Here is a 1,731-nt window from a genome sequence, read left to right on the forward strand (position 1 = left end):
GCGTTCATCCTGAGCCAGGATCAAACTCTCCAATAAAGTTAGTTTGTCTAGCATCTAAAATAAAAATTGACGTTTCACGTTGTTTGTTTCGTTCAGTTTTCAAAGAACTAAAAGCGGGTGAAGAGAATCGAACTCTCGACCAGAGCTTGGAAGGCTCTTGTTTTACCACTAAACTACACCCGCGTGGTCGGGAAGACAGGATTTGAACCTGCGACCCCCTGGTCCCAAACCAGGTGCTCTACCAAGCTGAGCCACTTCCCGTAATTGGCGCGCCCGAGAGGAGTCGAACCCCTAACCTCTTGATCCGTAGTCAAACGCTCTATCCAATTGAGCTACGGGCGCTTATTCATGATGTTTTTTCGTCGTTGTAATTTGGCGACTCAATTATCTTATCATACTACATTTTCAAATGCAAGTACTTTTTTAAGATTTTTTTGATGCGGCCGAGAGGACTTGAACCTCCACGGGGTTTCCCCCACTAGGCCCTCAACCTAGCGCGTCTGCCGTTCCGCCACGACCGCGCGAAAAAAACAAAAGTGAGCCATGAAGGACTCGAACCTTCGACCCTCTGATTAAAAGTCAGATGCTCTACCAACTGAGCTAATGGCTCGTAAATGGCTGGGCTAGCTGGATTCGAACCAGCGCATGACGGAGTCAAAGTCCGTTGCCTTACCGCTTGGCTATAGCCCATCGAAATAATTATCTTCTTTTCAAAGACAAATGTTATTGTAACATAATATCCAATAAAAAACAACTGCTATATAGCAGAAGTTAAAATGGCGGTCCCGACCGGGGTCGAACCGGCGATCTCCTGCGTGACAGGCAGGCATGTTAACCACTACACCACGGGACCATTTGGTTGCGGGGACAGGATTTGAACCTGCGACCTTCGGGTTATGAGCCCGACGAGCTACCGTGCTGCTCCACCCCGCGACAATACTATTCATATAAAATTATATGGTGGAGGATGACGGGATCGAACCGCCGACCCCCTGCTTGTAAGGCAGGTGCTCTCCCAGCTGAGCTAATCCTCCGAAGTGGTGACCCGTACGGGATTCGAACCCGTGTTACCGCCGTGAAAGGGCGGTGTCTTAACCACTTGACCAACGGGCCAATATGTATGGCAGAGAAGAAGGGATTCGAACCCTCGCACCGCGTTAGCGATCTACTCCCTTAGCAGGGGAGCCCCTTGAGCCACTTGGGTACTTCTCTGTATGGCTCCGCAGGTAGGACTCGAACCTACGACCGATCGGTTAACAGCCGATAGCTCTACCACTGAGCTACTGCGGAATAATGAAGACAATTTGTATCTTATAAAAATTCTCTCTGTAAGTCAAGAAGTTTTTAACAACATCTTGTTCAAACGTGACATGTTTATAATATACTGGATTGCGTTTTTACTGTCAAGATGTTTTCGATATCGGTTTGAGTTTCCCTTTACACTTTCCACAGACATATCTTTTTGTATTTATTTGACGCCTTCTTACATATTGAAGTGAACACTCCATACATTCATACTTATAAATCTTTTTTTCCTTCTCTTCATTAATCATTCGTTTACAAAAACGTGGTGCATCAACTTTCTTTAACAACTCACGAAAATCCCTGTCCCTGTGCTTATACCCCATCACTATCAAGCTAAGATTATACAATATCAAGTATAGTAGAGATTATTTCTTTTTTCTAAAAGCCAGGCTTAGAAAATTTAAAGGTTTGCATGCGAAATAAACC

12 tRNA genes and 1 pseudogene are annotated in these 1,731 nt (G+C 45.2%); all 13 read right to left on the reverse strand.

The features are described 5' to 3' along the window. Window positions 1–112: 112 nt before the first annotated feature. Window positions 113–183: transfer RNA gene (locus MR168_RS32755), tRNA-Gly, on the reverse strand. A 1-nt stretch (window position 184) separates the two neighbouring features. Then, window positions 185–261 (reverse strand) — tRNA-Pro (locus MR168_RS32760). 4 nt (window positions 262–265) lie between these two features. Continuing rightward, window positions 266–342, reverse strand: a tRNA-Arg gene (locus MR168_RS32765). Window positions 343–438: 96 nt separating this feature from the next. Next, window positions 439–521: transfer RNA gene (locus MR168_RS32770), tRNA-Leu, on the reverse strand. Between the two features lie 16 nt (window positions 522–537). Continuing rightward, window positions 538–610, reverse strand: a tRNA-Lys gene (locus tag MR168_RS32775). 5 nt (window positions 611–615) lie between these two features. Continuing rightward, window positions 616–690, reverse strand: a tRNA-Gln gene (locus tag MR168_RS32780). 87 nt (window positions 691–777) lie between these two features. Then, window positions 778–853, reverse strand: a tRNA-Asp gene (locus MR168_RS32785). Window positions 854–856: 3 nt separating this feature from the next. Beyond that, a tRNA-Met gene (locus MR168_RS32790) sits at window positions 857–933 on the reverse strand. A gap of 25 nt (window positions 934–958) precedes the next feature. Then, window positions 959–1,034 (reverse strand) — tRNA-Val (locus tag MR168_RS32795). A 4-nt stretch (window positions 1,035–1,038) separates the two neighbouring features. Beyond that, window positions 1,039–1,113, reverse strand: a tRNA-Glu gene (locus MR168_RS32800). A gap of 8 nt (window positions 1,114–1,121) precedes the next feature. Further along, window positions 1,122–1,212, reverse strand: a tRNA-Ser gene (locus MR168_RS32805). A gap of 3 nt (window positions 1,213–1,215) precedes the next feature. Further along, window positions 1,216–1,290, reverse strand: a tRNA-Asn gene (locus tag MR168_RS32810). A 113-nt stretch (window positions 1,291–1,403) separates the two neighbouring features. After that, window positions 1,404–1,628 (reverse strand): annotated as a pseudogene (locus MR168_RS32815) (zinc ribbon domain-containing protein); the annotation flags it as partial. Between the last annotated feature and the right edge of the window lie 103 nt (window positions 1,629–1,731).

It is taken from the genome of Bacillus cereus group sp. BfR-BA-01356, assembly GCF_022663635.1.
Taxonomy (GTDB): Bacteria; Bacillota; Bacilli; order Bacillales; family Bacillaceae_G; genus Bacillus_A; species Bacillus_A cereus.